The organism is Stomatobaculum longum (assembly GCA_000242235.1).
GTDB classification, from domain to species: Bacteria; Bacillota; Clostridia; order Lachnospirales; family Lachnospiraceae; genus Moryella; species Moryella longum.
On sequence record JH590865.1, the window covers coordinates 144,596 to 163,876 of the forward strand.

9 protein-coding genes are annotated in these 19,281 nt (G+C 58.3%); 8 read left to right on the top strand and 1 reads right to left on the bottom strand.

All coding sequences use genetic code 11. The features are described 5' to 3' along the window. Positions 1–67: 67 nt before the first annotated feature. Positions 68–1,309, bottom strand: coding sequence for a hypothetical protein (locus HMPREF9623_RS11045; protein ID WP_009533858.1), 1,242 nt, complete (start codon positions 1,307–1,309; stop codon positions 68–70). Between the two features lie 235 nt (positions 1,310–1,544). Between HMPREF9623_RS11045 and HMPREF9623_RS10595 the strand changes: the two genes are divergently transcribed. The 8 genes from HMPREF9623_RS10595 to HMPREF9623_RS10630 all read left to right on the top strand — a co-directional run. Further along, positions 1,545–2,738 (top strand): polysaccharide deacetylase family protein, encoded by a 1,194-nt coding sequence (locus HMPREF9623_RS10595; protein WP_242822178.1) that lies wholly within the window; start codon positions 1,545–1,547, stop codon positions 2,736–2,738. Further along, positions 2,735–3,727: a DNA polymerase III subunit delta gene (gene holA, locus HMPREF9623_RS10600; protein ID WP_009533860.1), complete on the top strand. Its 993-nt coding sequence runs from the start codon at positions 2,735–2,737 to the stop codon at positions 3,725–3,727. Before HMPREF9623_RS10595 ends, holA begins: the two co-directional genes overlap by 4 nt. 228 nt (positions 3,728–3,955) lie before the next feature. Continuing rightward, on the top strand, positions 3,956–4,162 hold the full coding sequence (locus HMPREF9623_RS10605) for a cold-shock protein (protein ID WP_009533861.1): 207 nt from the start codon (positions 3,956–3,958) through the stop codon (positions 4,160–4,162). A 383-nt stretch (positions 4,163–4,545) separates the two neighbouring features. After that, positions 4,546–4,971, top strand: a complete 426-nt coding sequence (locus HMPREF9623_RS10610) for a hypothetical protein (RefSeq protein ID WP_009533862.1) — start codon at positions 4,546–4,548, stop codon at positions 4,969–4,971. A 14-nt stretch (positions 4,972–4,985) separates the two neighbouring features. Continuing rightward, positions 4,986–6,287: an erythromycin esterase family protein gene (locus tag HMPREF9623_RS10615; protein ID WP_009533863.1), complete on the top strand. Its 1,302-nt coding sequence runs from the start codon at positions 4,986–4,988 to the stop codon at positions 6,285–6,287. 428 nt (positions 6,288–6,715) lie between these two features. Next, positions 6,716–8,323 (top strand): N-acetylmuramoyl-L-alanine amidase family protein, encoded by a 1,608-nt coding sequence (locus tag HMPREF9623_RS10620; protein ID WP_009533864.1) that lies wholly within the window; start codon positions 6,716–6,718, stop codon positions 8,321–8,323. Positions 8,324–8,338: 15 nt separating this feature from the next. Beyond that, a complete protein-coding gene (locus HMPREF9623_RS10625) occupies positions 8,339–15,037 on the top strand; it encodes an N-acetylmuramoyl-L-alanine amidase family protein (protein ID WP_009533865.1) in 6,699 nt (2,232 codons plus the stop codon). Positions 15,038–15,083: 46 nt separating this feature from the next. Further along, positions 15,084–19,281 (top strand): InlB B-repeat-containing protein (locus HMPREF9623_RS10630; protein ID WP_009533866.1); only part of this gene is annotated, 4,198 nt, incomplete at its 3' end.

Sequence of the window (19,281 nt, forward strand, 5' to 3'; positions counted from 1 at the left end):
CACGGGATTGTAAATCAAAAAGCCCCGAATCCTTCGGATTCGGGGCTTTTTCTTGTCTTTTTTGCAGTTACGGATTCAGCGGTTCGACCACCTGAATCGAAGAAGTGCTTTTCTTCGGCTCGGTGGACTTTTCCGGTCCGCTCTTTCCGCCGGAGACGGTCTCACCCGGGGCGGGCGCGCCGCTGTTGTTGACGGCATTTGCCTTATTGCCAGACTTTGCGGCGGTTGAACTCTCCTTTGCCTTTGTGCCCGCGGCGCTCGTCTGCTTTGCGGCGGTCGAGCTTTCCTTTGCTTTCGTACCCGCAGAGGCGGAAGTTTCCTTTGCTTTGGTGTCGGCGGCGCTTGTCTGCTTTGCGGCGCTGCTTTCTTTCGCCTTGGTGGGAGCGGCGGTGCTTGTCTTCGCGGCGGTCTGGCTTTCTTTTGCCTTGGTGGGAGCGGCGGTGCTTGTCTTTGCGGCGGTCTGGCTTTCTTTTGCCTTGGTGGAAGCCGCTGTGCTTGTTCTTGCGGCGCTCGTGCTCTCTTTCGTCGCTCTTGTCTGACCCTCGCTCTGCTCTGCCTTGCCGCTGTTCCGCTTCCGCTCGCTCTCTAGCGTCTCATCCTCGACAGCGGTGCCGCCCTGCTTCTTTTCGTCGGCGCCGTAAGTGTGGTACTCATGGCTGTTGTCGCCGCCGTTTCCCATCGCATCGAGCTCGGAGAAATTGCAGACAGCTTCGTGGCCGAGTTTATCGGACGCGTGAATTTCGAGGCGGTCGGTCGTAATCTGGAAGACAGCTGTGTGGGCGGCATCGTCAATGCTGCGCGGGAGCACGCGCTCCTCGTTTGCGTCTATTCCGTAAATCGAATCATAGTCCACACCGGACTGGGCGTCGTCAAAGCTCACGGTCAGCATGTTGCCGTCGAGCTCCTCGCCGGAAATCAGCGGGGGCTGATCATCGATCGAGCCGATGTGCTCGTACTGGGTGCGGCTCATGCCGTTGATATAGCGGATTGTGACTTCCAGCGTGCCGTTCTTGTCGACACTCGTCTTATAGTGACCGCCGCCCAGATTTTCAAGGTTCAGCGGTGTGTCGTCGAGCTTGACATCAAACGCAGCGAGCGGCAGGCGCGGGTGCATCTCCAGTTCGATTTCAGCCGAGCGGAAATCGACGGACTCCTCAATATGAAGCTTAAACTTGGGACGCAGGGTCACCAGGAAAAAGATCAGAAGATTCAGGAGAAGAAAGGGGATTACATAGAAGAGAAACACATTGCCCGGCTTCTTTTCCTCCGGCGTCGGCTGATTTGGGTTTCTCGCCTCCTCGTTGGCCATAAGACTCCTTTCAAACAAGCTATATTTTTTTCATTCTAACATTTGCGGGGAATGCGGGCAAGTGCGCGTTTTAAAGGAAAGTTTAGGACTTTTAGGGTAGTCATAAGTACAAAACATGTTATAATAGACGCTATCGTGCGCGGAAAAGCTATGGAAAGAAAAGGCGCACGGTCTTTGTGCTTCTCAGGTAACAAATGGGGGAAATATCATGAACGAGGAGGCAGTAAAGAAAACGATGAAAAAACAGACGATTTTTCAGCGTATCGCGGCGGTTGCACTTTCGCTCGCAATGACGCTTGGTATGAGTAACCTTTCCGGAGATCTCTCGGCGCCCGTACACGCGGAAGAGGGCAAGGTAGTCCTTTCCTACGAGATGGAATATAAGGGACAAGGCTGGACCGGCTGGGCCGGGGACAACCACATGCTGACCCGCACGGGCACCTACCCGACGGCGTTCCGTGCGGCGCTCAGAGAGCAGCCGGCAGGCATGACGGGAACCATTCAGTATCAGGTCAATGTGAGCGGCAGCGGCTGGACCGGCACCAAGGAGAACGGCGCCGTGGCCGGCGTGGAAGGCGGAACGGCGCCGCTCGAAGGCGTTCGTGTCTGGCTGAACGGCGATCTCGCGTCTTCTTTTGATGTATACACGAAGGCACAGGTGAACGGACAGTGGCTCGACTGGGTCACGAACGGACAGGATGCCGGTAAAGTCGGCGTCGGCACGCACATTGACGGCGTGCGGATTGCGGTCGTGAAGAAGGGGGAGACCCCGGCAGAGGTCGCGGCAGCGTCAGTGCGAAAGGTGGATCCGAACCGCCCGATGGTGGCGCTGAGCTTTGACGACGGCCCGAGCAAGTACGACGCACAGATTCTCTCGGCGCTCGAGGCAAACGGCGGCCGCGCGACTTTCTTTATGGTTGGCAATCTCGTGGCGCGTCACCAGAAGACCGTGCAGCGCATGGCGGCGGACGGCATGGAGCTCGGCAATCACAGCTGGGCACACGAGAATCTCGCAAAACTCAGCGGCCCGGCCGTGCAGGAATCGATTCAGAAGACCAACCGCGCAATCCGCGAGGCAACCGGTCAGAGCGCAACGCTGGTGCGCCCGCCCTACGGTTCGCTCGGCGGCAAGGCGCGTCCCACGCTCGCGGCAATGGGCTATTCGGCGACGCTCTGGGACATTGATACCCTGGACTGGAAGACCAAGAACGCGGACAATACGGTGAATGTCGTTCTGAGCCAGGTGAAGGACGGCGATATTGTCCTCATGCACAGCATCTATGCACAGAGTGCGGCGGCGGCAGAGCGCATTATTCCGGAGCTGACCAGAAGAGGCTATCAGCTCGTCACGGTCAGTGAGCTCGCGGCGGCGCGCGGCGTCAAGATGGAGCCCGGCCACAACTACGGTTCCTTCCACAAGAAAAAGTGAGTACAGCGGAACTTGAGAGCGCACTGAAAAGCGGTGTGCTCTCGCGGGCCTATCTTCTTTGCGGAGAGGAAAGCTATCTCCGCAGGAATTATAAGGCCCGCTTTTTTTCGTTGTTTGCGGGCGACAGCATGAATGTCACGCTGTTGCGAGAAGAGGCGGCGAACGAGGACAATATCATCGCGGCGGCGGACACGCTGCCTTTTTTTGCGGAGCGTCGCCTTGTTTTCGTCGAGGAGAGCGGGCTCTTCCAAAAGAGCGCCGACAAGCTTGCCGATTACCTGCCCGCACTGCCGGAAAGCACTCTTCTGGTCTTTTCGGAGGAGAGTGTCGACAAGCGGACGCGCCTCTACAAGGCAGTTGCAAAGCTCGGCGGGATTGTGGAGTGCGCGCACCCGGCGGAGCAGGATTTGAAGCTCTGGGCAGCGCGCTACCTGCTGCGGAGCGGCAAAAAAATTCAGGAGAGTGTGCTCGAGCAGCTGCTCGCGGCAGTCGGCGGGGACATGGAGATGCTCGGCGGCGAGCTTGAAAAGCTGATTGCCTACCTCGGCGCGCGGGACGTGGTCACGCGGGAAGACCTGGCGGCGATTATTTCGGTCTCGGTTGAAAATCGCATCTTTGATATGATTGCGGCGAGCTGTGAGCGGAAGACAGACCGGGCGCTCTCGCTCTACGGCGACTTGCTTGCCCTCAAGGAAAAGCCCGGGCGCATTCTGGCGATGCTAAGCCGTCAGTACCGTCAGCTTCGCCTTGTCAAGGCCTTTGCGGCCGAGGAAAAGCGGGAAAAAGAAATCGCGGAGCTTGCCGGGCAGCCCCAATGGCTGGTACGGAAACTTTTGCAAATGGGGCGGCAACTTTCGCTCAGCGGCCTTGCGGCCGCCGAACGGCGCGCCGCGGCCTTGGAAACAGCCTATAAATCCGGTCGCATGGGCGAGCAGCTCGCCGTGGAACTGCTGCTTTGCGACAGCGATTTGACAGAATACTCGCTGTAAGTTTGCACAATTTTTAATAAACGACATTCATAAAAATGTGAAAATAATACAGAAAAAACCGAAATACGCATTGACACTCACCGTAATACTTGCTATAGTTACATTGTGATTTGAGTGGACACGGATTCGCGCGACAGCAAAGACCATGAGGTTCCATCCATGGTCGATCTGACACGCACTTTGTTGCCCCGGGGGATTACGGATTATTTTATTCATGGAGGCACGACAATGCACAACGGAACAGTTAAGTGGTTCAATGCGACGAAGGGTTATGGTTTCATCACGGACGATGCGGACAAGAGCGAGATTTTCGTTCACTTCTCCGGTATCAACTCCGAGGGCTACAAGACGCTCGAGGACGGCCAGAAGGTCACGTTCGAAGTGGCTGACGGCAACAGAGGACCGCAGGCAGTCAACGTAACGGCTGTTCAGTAAGCTTATCCCATACGGGGGCAAACGAAACGACAGCAGGATTTTAACTGAGATGGAACAAGAGAGAGTGCGAGAGCATTCTCTCTTTTTTTGTGCCCAGCTCGTACAGTGTCGCCGCAATCTTGCCGAAGGCAATCCGTATCATCCGGGTGCCGCGAAGACCGCTGCAGCACTGCGGCAACAAATGTGCTTGCAGTCAATAGAGGGTTGGTGTATTATGTAGTTAGTTCACTATTGCGAACAAACAAAAGGCAATCGGAAGAGCCGACGGTAGTTGCGGATTCTGCATAAGACCGCAGCGCGAACCGAAAAGAGACGGCAGAGGAGCGACAAATATAGTCCTCGCAAAATTCGGAGAATGCGCGCTGCTTCTGCTGTTCACGCTCGTGCCGACCGCGGCGCTCTGCTTTCTGTTGCCGGGTGTACGCCACCTGTTCTACACAGGCGCGGAGGCGGAGGCGGTCGCCCTGACCGTCGCACAGGTATATCTCCGGACGCTTGGGTTTATGCAGCTTGCGGCGACACTCTGCTTTCTCACAGAGAACAGTTTACAGGGCGCGATTGCCTTTGCGTTACTCTCATCAAACGCAATGTTTATTTTGATCACCATGACCCTTCTGACGGGACCGCTCAAAAACAATGTGGGACGCCTTCAGCCCTTTCTTTACACTTCGATGCTTCGCAGCGTGCAGACCGACATACTGACCGGAAAGCCGTTTGTCGGCATGTTTGTGCTCGCAATCGGAATGTATATGCTGCTTCCGCTGCTCCTTGCGCTGCCGGGCTTTCGGAAGAAGGAATTGTCGTTCTAAGGAGGAATGGTATCATGCTGAATATACTGAAAAAAATACTGAAGCTCTGCGTTCGACTGCTCCTAGGGCTCATTCTGCTCCTGCTCGGGATCGTACTTTTCTGTTTCGGAAAGCAGAAGATAGAGGAGGTACAGGCGCACCGGGAAATTCCCGAACTCAGAGCAGAAATGCAGTCTCTATCCGCGGATCATATCCCGGCTAATGTTTCCGTCCTGGCCATCGGAGAGGCAGTCCACGGCAGCCGTGAATTTCAGGAGCTGAAACTCTCTGTCTTGCGGGAGATGGTCGAGAAGCAGGGCTATACGGCCTTTGCGCTCGAGGCCGATTACAGCGAGTGTGCCGACATCAACCGCTATTTGCAGAGCGGCGAGGGAAAGCCGGAAGAGTTGGTGCAAAAGTTCTCGTTCCCGATTTATCACACCAAAGAGATGGCGGAACTGCTTGGCTGGATACAGGACTGGAACCGGACAGCGCTGGAAGAGAAAAAGGTTCGCTTTTACGGCTTTGATATGCAGAACCCGGAGACCGGTTATGCCTTTTTAAAGCAGTACAGCCTCGCGCACGGACTTGCAACGGAGGCGGAATTTGATGCGGTGCTTGAAAATATTCTGACGCCGCCCTACTCCCTGAGTCCGGAAAGTGCGGGACAGGCGGTTGCGTTTCTGAACCGGCTGAAGGAGAAGGCCGGTACGGCGGATATGCGGGATGCGGATGCGCGGGATTTTCAAATGGAGCTCACGACCGTCCGGCAGGCAATGGAATCCCGGACTTCGACCGAGGAGTCCAACACGCTGAGAGACCGGGATATGGCGGAAAATGTAGAGGCCATTCGGAAAATCGAAGCGGAGATCGGCTCGGGGAAGCTTGTGATTTCCGCACACGACGGGCACATTGAGCGGGAGAACCCGATTTACACTTCTATGGGCGTTCTTCTTTCGCAGGATATCGGAAATAATTATTACGCAATCGGCACCGATGTCTGGAAGGTGCGGGATAATATGAAGTGCATGGGCGAAGCAAAGCGGAGCACGCAGACCTTTGTCTCCTGTGACCCGTTGGCGGCACAGGCGCGTTTTGCGGCGGGACAGCAATATGTCCTTTATTTTTCGGCGCTTTCGGATGAGGAGAGCCGGATTGCCGCGCTGGTGCGGACACCCATGCGGATGATGCAGCTCGGCGAAGGCTATACCTTTTTGATGCGACTCTTGCCGGATCGCAGCTATCGGCTGCAAGGCGCACCGGCGACCTATTACGACGCGATGCTGTTTCTCTATGAGGCGCATCCGATCGAGATTTTGAACGGTTCCGGCAGCTGAAGTTGCGGCACACGACGGAAGAAAACGAAAGCGAAGACGCATCGTATTCAGCAGGCAGGGCGGTGAAGAGAACATTCACCGCCCTGCCTGTTTTTGTCTTTGTCCGATACAAAACAACTGTCGCGATACGGCGGAGACAGAAACTTTGTTTTGTGATAAGCGACAAAGAAAGGCTTTTATATGCGGGAAAAAGTGCGGCGATTTGTGAGATTTCACTATATTTACGCTTGCTATATCGATAATATTGCAAACGGCGACGAATATTCTTATAATTAATTAAATTTTTATGAATTTCATGCTGGCTGCCGGGCGGAAAGGAAGGGGAGGTTAGGCAGAGCACAACAAGCTTCAAGGGTGCATCAAGTGTTTGCGATTGGAAGGAGATTACAAGCGAATGAGACGTAAAACAAAACAGGGGGCTGTGGGCCGTGCTGCTCGCAGCCGCTGTCGCTTGTCTTGTTCCGACTGTGACAGCCTACGCCATTGAGGGTTGGAACAGAGAGGGGGATGAGTGGCAGTATTTGAATCGGGAAGATCAGCCGGTGACCAGCGCCTTCAAAAAGTCGAAGGACGACTGGTTCTATCTGGATGAGAGGGGCTTCTTATTAAAGAACCGCATCTTTTCATTCGGCGGCGATGACTTCTATGTGGATCAGGACGGCCGCATGGTGCGAAACGCCTGGATCTTCATTGACAGCGAGAAGGATCCGGACGACAATTACGGGGACAGCGCCTGGCACTACTTCGGCGCAGACGGCAAGGGACTCCGCGCAAAAGGTAAAGGCTTTCGGAAGGAAATCGACGGGCAGGCCTACGCCTTTGACGAGAACGGCAGAATGCTGACCGGCTGGATCAGCGACGAGGGCGCGGTGCTCGAGGACGAAAATCCGTTTGTGAACGCGCGCTATTATGCGGACGCGGACGGCGCGCTCTACACAAACCGCTGGCTCTACTACGACTGGGGGTCGCATCTCACGAGTGAAGTGAGCGGCAGGAGCTATGAGGACTACGAGAAGATGTGGTTCTACTTCGGAGCGGACTCGAAGAAGTACCGGAGCCGTGAGGGAGAGGCACCGTTCCGGCGGGACATTGACGGTCAGACCTACGGCTTTGATGAGAACGGCGTTATGGTCGACTGGTGGAATAAGGTCGCGACCGTTTCGGACGCGGTGCGCTCCAATCCGACGAGCGATGTGCGCGTGCGCTACTATAACGGCTACGACGGCGGTCCGACCCTGAAAAACCGGTGGCTCTGGATGTACCCGTCCGAGAATCTGGATGCGAACGAGAACCGAGATCTCGAGTGCTCTTGGTGGAGAACCGACTCGAAGGGGCGCGTGTACCGCAACAAGATTCTGCAGGTCGGCGAGAGAGAGTACGCGTTTGACGGCATCGGCCGCATGAAGACGGGTTTTGTGCTCTTCGACGGGCGGCACGAATTTGTCGCGCAGTACGATGTGGACGCCTGGGACGCCGCGCACTTTATCAACGGCGATATCTACGGCATTGAGAAGGCGGATCTGTACCTCTTCTCGCCGGACGAGTTAAACGACGGTTCCATGCAGGTGGGGAAGGAAATTACGATTGAGCTTGCGGACGGCCCGCGGACCTTTGCCTTCGCGCCGAGCGGCAAGGCCTACGGCAACCGGAACTGCCTCCAGAAGAAGGACAACAAGTTTTATATCAACGGCCTGCGCCTCGATGCACCGGAAGAGCAGGGTTACGGCGTGGTCTCGCAGAACATCGGGACACTTGACGCACCGCAGTACCGCTTCTATGTGGTCGACCGGAACGGCAGGATTGTTGGCGGCAGACGTGTGCTCCGCGCGGGTGACGGCTATCTGCTGGTTGCGAACGGTCAGTATGTGGGATACTGCGGCGACGAGGACGCGCCGCGCTGGAAGAACGACGCCTTTTATCACTATGACAGAAGCAACCGGCAAAACCACTACGCGGGCGGTGTGGTCGAGGATATGCGCACACCGATGACCAAGGACAAGGTGCCGGATGAGCTTTCTGTCTTTGAGGCAGATTGAGAAAGGAGTGAGAGAATGAAAAAAGCAACAGGCAAGCGGCGAAAGGGGCTCGGGCGGCGGTTTCTCGCCGGACTGCTCTCGCTGACCACAGCGCTGACACTGCTCGCACCGGGCGGCGGAGGATTGCTGACCGCGCAGGCGGCGACGGAGTTGCAGCCGGAGACACTTCCGGCAACCGAGTCGACGGACAATATGGAATCGAGCTGGAAGGTGAGCGGAGACTTTGGTGAAGGAGGTGTGACTTCCTATCGCTATAATATGTCTGGTATTAATCGCGACAATACCAGACAATCCATCACCTACCAAGAATACGGCATACCTCTTTATCTAGTCATGCCGGCAGCGAATGTGAATTCGAACTTCCTGATATTACAGCAGTCGGGGGGCTACAATCCGACCTCACTGGTTACAACCGGCGGAAATCAGTTTTACATTGCAAAGCTCGGGCAGAGACAGGCGGAGCTCAGCGCCGGGAACGCTTTGCCGGCGGGGCAGAACCAGAATATGAACCCGCTAATCGCGAAAAACGGCGCGGTGGAAACCACGCGCTTCGGAGGGGCTTCCGATCATCGCACCGTGGAGTCTCTGGTCAAGACTACCGCGAACGGCAAGTACATGATTGCGGACTACTACTTCTACGGCCGAGAGGATATTCCGGCTGCCGGGCAGGACTTTTATGTTTCGATGGCCTATGATTTTCAGGTCAACAATTCATTACAAAAGGACATGGTGGTGACCGACCGAGGCTTTTATGCGAGAAAGCATGGAGAAAATGCCACGGTAAACGTTATTCTGAAGGATGATAACCTTGGCGTGACGGCCTCTGACTCCAAGTGGATTGGCGGTTTTAATTCAAGAATTCAAAGATCGTTGACCACCGGAGTTGAGGGCACATCAATGACAATGGCCCAAATTACCGGAAAGAAGTTAAGCAATGCCGATTATTCCATCTCTTACTCGTGGAAAATCCGCTTGCACCCCGGTGAGACGCTTCATAAGCGCGTCGCCTACACCTATGCCGAGGCGGCAATCTATATTTCCTCCGCACACGGTGCAGACACAAACAACGGAAACTTCGATGCACCGGTCAAGACCTTTGCGCGGGCACTGCAGCTTTCTCAGAATAAAAATGCGACCATTTTTATCGAGGACTATAATGTCACGGATAGCGGCCCTATGGTAATCGGCTCAGGTGCAGGTTCCGGTACCCTTACCATCACGAGTGCGGATATCACCAGCGGCGGGACCTCCATCGGCTTCGGCGCGGGGACGCAAACCATTCAGTCGCCGAGCGGCAGCACCGCGGCGCTCTTTGAGAACAACCAGAGCGCGCGGCCGGTCACGATTGACGACCTGACATTTCAGGGTAACGGCAGCGAAACAGAGCCGCTGCTGAAGAATACGGCTTCCGCGGGTGTGCTGAACCTCGGCGCAAAGCTCACGGTCACCGGCGCCGGAAACGGCGCGCTGGATATTAAGGGCGGCACAGTCTCTACAACGGCAACCAGCGACGCTGAGAGCAGTATGCCGGTCACGATTACCGGAAACAAGGGGTATCTGGAGACGGTGACACCGCCCGGTGGCGGCGCGGCGGAGCAGAAGAAGCGCGGTGCGGTCTCGTTCCAGGGCGGCAGCTTAAAACTCGCGGGCGCCGTCAATATCAGCGGGAACACAATGGAAAAACCGTCACCGGTTGCCGGCGCGCCGAACATTCAGGAGCCGAAGAACCTCTATGTGAAGGACGGCCTCCATGTCGATGCGACGGCGCCGCTCCGGAGCGGCTCGACGGTCGGCTTTACGACCGAAAAGCTGCCGGATCCGAACCAGCAGATCGAAACGATTCAGATTACCGGGCAGCCCGGCAATGCGACCTGCTTCACGAAGGATGAGCCCTCCGTAGGCGTTCTGAAATGGCTCAAAAAAGATGCTTCCGGGCAGATTATCGGCGTGGGTCTTGAGGCGAGAGCACAGAAGGTGGAGCGCGTCGTAGTCGATTTGGACGGCAATCCGATTGCCCATGCGCCGGCCTTCGGCGGCACCAACCCGGAGGATCTGACCATAGGTGCTACCTTCAGTTATGCGGCTTCGACCGTGCCGGGCCACTATCAGACGGGCGGCACGGATCAGAGACCCAAGTTTACGGCGAACGGCACAGAGTGGCTGTTTGACTCGATTGTCACCGATCCGTCGAATAAAATCACCGCAGCGCAGACGGATGCGACGACGGGTGCCGTTACCGACGCCGAGGTACCGGAGGACGGCTTAAAGATTTACTACCGCTACAAAAAGAACATCGGTAAAGTCAAGTTTGACGGCAACGGCGGCACGCCTTCGCCGATCACGCTGAGCGGCAGCGGCAGCACTACGGGTACCACACCGGTGGTGTCGCGCTACGGCTATAAGATTACCAAGTGGACGCTGGATCAGGCGGGAACGAATCCGAGCAATGTGCTGACGGTAAACCCGACGACCGGCCAGGCGGTGTTCACCTTTGAGAGCGGCGAAAAGACCTACTATGCGCAGTGGGAGTACGATACAAGCATCACCTTCGATCTGAATGCGATGTACTCGAATGCGGACGGCAGCATCAACTTCCAGACGCTTTCGCCGGTCACGACGCCGATCGGCAGCACGACGGCGGTCGGTATCAAGCACATTCACGGCTACCAGCCGGATCCGAGTCAAACGCTCAGCGTGATTACCCCGCAGCTCAGCACGAGCGGCACTTCGCCCGAGGCGGCGTGGGAACTCACGGGAACGCCGCGGCAGTTTAAGATTTATCACATGCCGGGGCAGGATACGACGGTGGATCTCCACTATGTGCTCGGCACTGCGGAGTCCGACAAGTCAGATTTTGCGGTCGAGTATTACAGCGGCACGGCGGCAGCGCCGGGCGCTCTCTTAAAGACCGATGCGCCGGTGCGTTACTTCCCCGAGACGGCCATCGCCTATACGGTGACGCCGCCGCTCGGCTATGATGTCGCGGACTTCGAGGTCATCGACGGCAATGTCGCGAGCACACCGACCACGCCGGATAACCTCGTGAACGCGATTCGCGATGCGGATCTGAACGGCAACCAGTTCACGGCGATTATGCCGAACCAGAATGTCAAGATTCGGATTTACTGCATGCCGAACGGCACGGGTGTTCCGCTGGTCGTGGACTACAGAGACGCAGGCAGTCTGGACACGGCATTGCAGGTGCTCCGTCCGCAGAAGATTGAGACCAAGCCGATTGCAGGTGCCGACAGCGAGGAACTGCCGGAAATTTACGGTTACTACTACGGTAGCAACGAGCCGGCCGGCGCGGTGACGCCGACAACGGGTGTCACGGGCAGCTTCCAGTATGCGATGGCGCCTTACAGCTACAACTATACGATGCCGTCCGGCGAGCTGGATCTCCTGCTCACCTACCACAGAGATCCGTCGAAGTGGGTCAAGCTCACCTACCTCCCGGGTAACGGCGGCACGCTCGGCGCAGATCCGGCCAAGGTATCCCCGGATGTGCACGCGGGCAGCGCAAGCGGCAGCTACGAAGTCGATGTCACGAAGCAGGGCGCGAGCGCCGCGGAGGGCTATAGCTTTGCGGAAGTCAAAACCAAGCGTCTGGTGCCGACGGTCACGGCGGCGGATGCGCCGTACTACCGCTTCAAGGGCTTCATTGTCAACGACAACGGCAACGGCGTTCTGGACAGCGGCGAGCATCTGGTCGCGGACAACGAGCAGTTCCCGGCCGACACGACGCTCACAGCCTGCTACGAGGAAGATCCGGCTTACTGGATCGACATCCTGTTTGCGCCTTACGACAGCAATACCATCCAGAATCCGGGTGCGCTGCTGACCGCGCACTTAAAGAAGGATAAGATCTGGGGTGATGCGCTTCCGACCGCTTCGCTCGCGTTCCACGGCATTGTGAACTATGTCTTTGACGGCTGGTACGATCTCGCGGGACACAAGATGGCGCTTACCGATACGCTCGAAAACGGCGGCATTTACCGCGCGAAATATGTGCCGGATCCGCTGGTCTTCGGTCTCCCGGCGCGCAGTCTGGACGCTGCGGGCAGCATTGACAGCCAAGGCAAGGGCAGAGTCACGGCGTATGACACAAAGCCGGGCTACAAGTACATTCTGACCGATCTCGACGGCCATGTGGTCGATGTGCAGAATGGCACGACCGGCAGAACATACTTTGACAACAAGACACCGGGCACGCGCTACAAAGTCTACGAGGCGACCGGTGATGTCGCGGTCAATCCGGGCGACGACATCACCAATGTGATTGCCGCAAACCCGGCAGCGCCGAATTCCAGAATCGGCGATCCGACCGAAGTTCTGATTCCGGTTGTCGAGACTAATTATCAGGTGACCTACGACCCGACCGATGAGACCGAGGGCAGCGTGGTGCTCACCATCGATCCGGCAGACCGCGATGCCGACTATGCGTTGATTGATGCGAGCGGCAATGTCGTGACGACGCCGGAGACGCAGGCGGACGGCTGGCAGGCCGGAACGCCGGGCGCGATTCATTTCTCGGGTCTCCGCGCGAACGAAACCTATACGGTGGTCGCGAGACCGCACGGCAGAAACGATATTACGGTACTGAGCAGACTGCCGGATGGCACACAGCTTCTCATGGCACCGGCCGGTGAAATCGAAATTCCGAAGTTCAGCATCACGACGACGGACGGCGAGAGCCGGATTGACAGTGTGAACGGCGCCGCAATCGGCGCGGCTTACTTTGATGAGGCGCACGCGGGCGAGGCAGTCGTGCTCACCGCACCGGGGGTCAACAGCGCAGGCGAGCCGTTTAAGACCTGGCGCGTCACGACCGGACAGATTCCGGGCATCAACAGTCAGCTTAGCAATGCGACGCTGAACTTCACGATGCCGGACACGAACCTCGTGATGACCGCCTACTATGAGCGCAATCTGAACGGCAATGCGCCGGTCGAGGACGAAGTGCGCGGCGGCAACCCGGGCGAGATGGCGCTGGATCCGAATGCGCTTCCGGGACTTGAGAGCGCGCTGACGACCCCGGATGATCAGGTGCTCATGCAGGTGAACCACGCGGATGTGCGCTACAAGATTGTCTACAACAAGCGCAAGGTCCCGGCTTCGACCTCGAATGCGCTGAAGAACGACACGGCGAATATCGACGCGGCAAATCACCCGGCAGCCTTTACCGCGGCCTTTGAAGTGCAGACCAATGTGGAGCGCTATGTGAACGGCCGTCTCGTGAATACGCCGTCCAATGCGACCCCGAGAACGTTCCCGACCTATGTGCAGCTCTCGCGCGAGGATGTGAACAATCTCGACTACCAGCTGGTCTACTACGACGCTTCGACCGGCAGCTTCGTGCCGATGCCGCTGAATCCGGCGGATCCCTATGCGAGCGGCGGTCTGTTTCAATTCACGGCAACCGAAGGCGTGAAGTATTACCTCGTCTACTCGAAGGCCTTCAAGCTGACCTTCATGAACGAGCGGAATGCGCTGGCTCCCTGGCCGCACTACAGCTTCCTTGTGCGGCGCGGCGAGGCCCCGGAGGATGCCGACTATACGACTTTCTATAACACGGTGGAAAATGACACGCCGAGCGGAGCGGATGTGCACCAGGTGGACACGGCGACCGGCGTCGAATACGACTGGAAGGGCTGGAGTCGTCGGGCAGACCGGCGGAAGCCCGTCGATGTCTTCGATCCGTCCGCGCCGATCCGGAAGCGCACCATCATCTACGGCTACTGGGAGAACAATAAGGCCGTGCTCGATCAGGCGAGAACGGATCTCGACGATGTGATTCGGCGGGCACAGCGTCTTGCGGACGACTTCTTCCTGAAGCGCCGCGAGACAGCGGATTTGCTGCGCGGTGTGCCGGGACAGTTCACCGGCTTAAACGAAGTGATCGCGTTTGCGGAGCGGACCAACCCGAGACCTACGGCGGCCGAGATTGCGGCAAAGATTGCGGAGCTCGAGCACACGATTGCAATCTTTGAGGCAAAGTTGAATCCGCGGTACGCGAACTACGGTGCGATTCAGAACAATCGCCTCTCCGGCGGCACCGGCGGTGGCGGCGGCCGCGGCAACGGAAACGGCGGCGGTGCCGGTCGCGGCAGAACCGTGAGCGGCGGCAGCCTCAGCACGGCGGGCGGTCCGAACCTGATCGGTCGGGAGGCCTTTGTTGCGGACTATGAGCCGAGCTATACCGTCGGCACGAACGGGAACTGGCAGCTTGTGAACCCGGAGCACGCGGAGTGGATCTTTACGCTGAACGGCGGCATCCGTCTGGTGGGACGCTGGGCAAAGCTGGACTACGCAAACGGCGACCGGACGAAGAACGGCTGGTATCACTTCAACTCCCACGGCATCATGGATTTCGGCTGGTTCAAGGATGAGAAGGGTGACTGGTACTACTGCAACACCGAGCACGACGGCTGGCTCGGCAAGATGCAGTATGGCTGGCATTTTGACGAAGTGGACAAACACTGGTATTATCTGGATTCGACGACAGGCGTGATGCTGACAGGCTGGCAGGAGATCAACGGCAAGTGGTACTACTTCACCCCGGAGACGACCGCGTACACCTACGAGTACGATGCGGTCAACGAGAAGTGGTTCTACAAGGCGGGGAACACGGTTCGCCCGCACGGCTCCATGTATGTCAATGAGACCACGCCGGACGGCTATCGCGTCGATGCAAACGGCGCATGGCAGCGTTGAATATATCGGGGCACCGCTTCGGTGCCCCGATAGATAGGAGAACAGAATGAAACGACACAAACTGAGAAAGAGGGCATTGACCGCGCTCCTCGCGCTGAGTCTGTTCTCGACCCAGCTGCTGACGGCACAGGCGGCAGGCGCGACGGACTACTCGGTGTATGAAAACGCCGGAGAACACGGCTACTCCGGACCGTCGGGAAGTTATACCGCGGGAGATGCGGAGGTCATCTTTGATACTGGTAACGGACCGCATGTCACGGCTTCTCCCCTCGCCGGCTGGCACGGCGTCAGCCAGACAAATCGCTTTTATGTCATTCGCGGGCAGGTCGGAAAGCCGTTGAACGAGATTGCGCCGTTCAATACGGGCATCGCGGCATTCGGTGATTGGCCTACTTCTCTGCCGGGCGGAAAGCCCGCATTGCCCTGGGGGCAGGGGACAACGGCAGCGCCGAGCTGGACAGGCTATAGTTTTGCCGGCTGGACGAAGCTGATTCCGCAGAGCCAGACCCTTGCGTCGGAGGAAGAGGTCAAGCTGACGCGCGGCATGGATCCGGTAATCCCGTACAATAAAAAGACAATCTATCGGGCAAACTGGATGGGCAGCGCGAACTACAAGCTCTTCACGACACACGGCAGAAAAGCGGATGCGGCAAGTGAATTTGCGCCCTGGACCTTTGACCGGAGCGATGACGACATTGTGGTTGAGAGCGCTGTGAGCAAGGGCAGTGTGGATCTGCCGGGTTATAAAATCACCGGGGTCACGGTGAAGAGCACAGGCTCCACGGATGCAACAAAGACCGCAGCCGCGGACTTCGCGGTCACCGGCGCCTCCGGCCTCGGGCCGGACGGCGCGGCAATTTCCGGAGACGAGCGCTTCCCGGTGCCGCCGACAATTACGAGTCCGCTGCTTCTGAACAGCAACATGCCGAACCAGAACGTCTCGATGCAGTTTGACTACGAGCCGGACACAAACCAGAAGTTCAAGTTCTCGACGAGCTATGTCTATCTGGATTCCTCGAGTGTTGAGAACAGCTTGACGGTGCCGGACGGCGCGGGCGGCATACTCGGCTCGGCAAAACTCTATGCCGCGGAGAGTGACGGCGCGGGCGTGCAAAACGGCACGACGCGCTTCACGGCGGCGCTGCTTCCGGATGCAAATAATCCGAAGGACAATACAGCGGCGCATCATCCGAAGTATGTGTTCTACAAGGCGGAAATCATGAGCGGCAAGGAAAAGAAGACGCTCTCGAAGACCGTCGTGGCCGGTGGCACGGCAGAGACCTTTGTGAGACAGCGGGGTCTCGAGGAGAGCCTCTTCGATCTGCAGATGCCGGCGGATAACGCGACGTCGCCGACGCCGGTCAGCTTCAAGTGGATGCCGAACCAGGACGTCAAGGTCAAGTACATTTACAAACTGAATCCGGACTACACGAACATGGTCAGCATTGTCCTGAAGAGTTCGCGTGACGAAGACGCAAGCGGTTTCGTGGACAACAATGTGCCGCGGCCGATTATCGAGAAGCCGACGGCACCGGGCAGTCTGACGACCGTCAGCATCCCCTATGTGCCGAACTACACGGTGGTCAGCGCAATCGCGCTGGATTCCGCGGCACTGACCCAGCAGCCGCATAACCTCACACAGCCGACCGCAACGACGAGCGGCAGTTTCCAGTACGAGTCGACGACCGATCCGGCGACCATTGTGGTGCGCTATCAGCCGAATCCGAGCGCCTTTGCGAAGGTCTATTACACCGCGAAGACGGAGGGCGGCGGCACCGGCGGCTCGCTCAGCGGCGTACTCGTACAGCAGATGACGATGCCGAAGACCTACACGCTCGACGAACTGCTCACGCTGCACGGGATTTCGGCGACACCGGCCACCGGCTATCTCGGCGACGGCTGGTACAAGGCAAACGCCAGCGGGACTGCGCCGGACGGACCGAAGCTGAGCGGAACAGACTCGCTTTCGGTTACGGCTGCGGGGCCGAATAAGTACATCTATGTGTTCAAAAAGAACCCGGCCGACTGGGGCACGGTGCGCTTCTTCAGCGGGGCGAACGGCAGCATCAGCGGCACGGCGGTGCAATCGGTGTTAAAGAATACGGCGCTCAGCAGCCTGGCACCGACGGTCACGGCGAACACCGGATATCAGTTCGAGGGCTGGTATGACAACGCCGGGAATCTCGTGTCGACGGATCAGAACTTCGGCAGTCTGACGGTGCAGGGCAATGCGAGCTATACCGCGCACTTTGTCCTGATCGCAGCGCTCAGCGACACGGTTTTTGCGGTGCCGAATGTGGACGCAAGTGTCAGCGGCGCGGACGGCACGGGACAGCTTCGAGTCAACACGCCGAATATCTCGCGCGTCTATACGGTCACGGATCTGAACGGCAATGTGGTCGCGACAATGACGGGACTTGCGCTCTCGACAGGCAGCTTTACAGGCCTCCGTCCGGGGCAGCCCTATCATATCTATGAGCTCGCATCCGACCAGAACCCGGCGGCCGGAACCAATATTTCCGCGGTTCCGGCCAATAAGAAGGGACCGGAGGCGCTCGCGGTGATTCCGGCAACACAGCCGAACCTCACGGCAGTGCCGGATCCCTCGAACAACACAGCTTCGATCACAGTCAACCCGGCGGATGCAAACAGCCAGTATGCGCTCGTTGACGATGCGGGCAATGCGGTCGCACCGGGCTTTGTGAGTCCGGGCGCCGGCGGCGTGGTCTTCACGGGGCTTGACCCGACGAGAAGTTATACGGTTGTCGCACAGCCGAACGGCAGCGCACAGAACCCGGTGGCAAATGCGGCGGCGGGATACGGCACGACCGTTCCGGCGGCGACACAGAGCGCTGCGGTCGCAAACGACACCTTCACGGTTAAGGTCCATAACGACCCGGCAAACAGCGGCCGCCTGCTCCTGCACACGAGAGACAGCGCAACGCTCCAGGTCTCGGATGAGAAAGAAATCGACGATGCCAAGAGCGGCGACATTGTGATGCTCTCGGCCGATGCGACCGACAGCACCGGTGCGGCTTTTGTGCGCTGGCAGCTCCTTGGCGGCAGTGTGCTCGGCTTTAATCCGGCGCTGCGCAGTCAGAGTGTCACGGTGAGCGGCAACGCGGTCTTCGAGCCGATTTATCAGAGTGTAATCGGCGCGAATCAGGTGGAACTGCAGGTTTCGTCGAGCGACAACGGTTTCGGCGTCGCGGAGAACATCCGCCGGACAAAGCAGGATGCACTCAACAGCCCGCAGCTTCCGGAGGACAATGTCTGGGCGACCAACAGCAACGCGACTTACACCATCAAGCTCCAGAAGGGTGCGCCGAGTGCGGATGTCAGACAGGCGGTTTCGCAGGCCGACGGAAACAGCGGCGAGGCTTCGTTCCGCTTCGGCTGGATGCTCGACGTGAAACTGTTCCGCAGCCTGACCAGAACGGCCGACGGCGCGGTCTTAAACCGCCCGGTACCGGAAGATGCGGTGGCGCGGATTGCGGACTTTACAATTACGACAGCCCTGAACACGGCGGCAATCGGTAAGACCGACTACGCGCTCTATGCCGTCCGAAAAGATGCGAGCGGTGCCCTGACGGCAGTGGATTTGAGCTCGCAGCTTCCGGCGGACTTTGCGACCAACCCGGGGGCGATTTACGAGCTCCCGGCGGAAATCGGCGACAAGCTCGTCCTGACCTATCATAAGGCGGTGAAGTTCCGCATCATCGACGGCAGAACGGCGAGCAACAATGTGACCGTGTTGCTCCGGAAGGGTTCGGCGCCCGCGGCGAATACAGCCTATACGGCGCTGCCGCTCGACTTCACGCAGAACCTCGACAACGGCAAGTACCGCTTCGTAGGTCTCTCGAAGACGGCGGGCAGTTATACGGCCTTTGATCCGGCGACGGATGCGGTCAACACGGATTTGACAGTTTACGCGTACTATGAGGTGGATCCGGCCTGGACGGCGGCGCGCGCGGCACTCGATGCGAGTCGCGCGACGGGCACGGCGGCACTCCCGAATGTCTCCGACCCGACGCTCGCGGCAGCCTTGCAGGCGGCCTTGAACAATGCGGCGGCAGTGTCGAATGCGACGGCACCTTCCTCCTCGATTGCGGCTATGCTTGCGGCACAGGTCGCCCTGGATCAGGCAATTCACGATGCGAGTGTGGCGCCGACGCCCGCACCTGCGCCCACTCCGACGCCGACCCCGACCCCGACCCCGGTTCCGACGCCGGGCGGCGGCGGCA